A 423-nucleotide genomic window follows, 5' to 3' on the forward strand; every position below is an offset into this window, starting at 1 on the left:
TGAAAAAGCAGTGCGCGTTAAATTCAGCACTAGTACAGCTATTGTTCAAGAACTCCAACGTGCAAAAGAAACGTTGGGCTTAACTGATGCCCTAAGAAAACTCGATAAATATGAGCTGTTGATATTAGATGATATCGGCTATGTGAAAAAGACTGATAGTGAAAGTCAGGTGTTGTTTGAACTGATTGCACATCGTTATGAACGAGGCAGTTTGTTGATCACATCGAATCAAGCATTCAGTGAGTGGGATAGTATATTTGGTGACAACATGATGACTGTTGCTGCTATCGACAGACTTGTTCACCACAGTGATATCTATCAAATAAAAGGAGAAAGTTACCGAAAAAAACAAGCTATGCAACTAAATTCAAATACCGGCCAAGTTAATTGACGCCAACCGGACAAGTTAGTTGACGTCTAATA

At 38.8% G+C, this 423-nt stretch carries 1 protein-coding gene; it reads left to right on the forward strand.

Annotated elements, in window-relative coordinates; genetic code table 11:
- The coding region (locus H4J56_RS19385; protein ID WP_182259825.1) for an ATP-binding protein at positions 1 to 391 on the forward strand (391 nt) is incomplete at its 5' end.
- Positions 392 to 423 lie beyond the last annotated feature (32 nt).

Source organism: Colwellia sp. BRX8-4 (assembly GCF_014077345.1).
Classification (GTDB): Bacteria; Pseudomonadota; Gammaproteobacteria; order Enterobacterales; family Alteromonadaceae; genus Colwellia_A.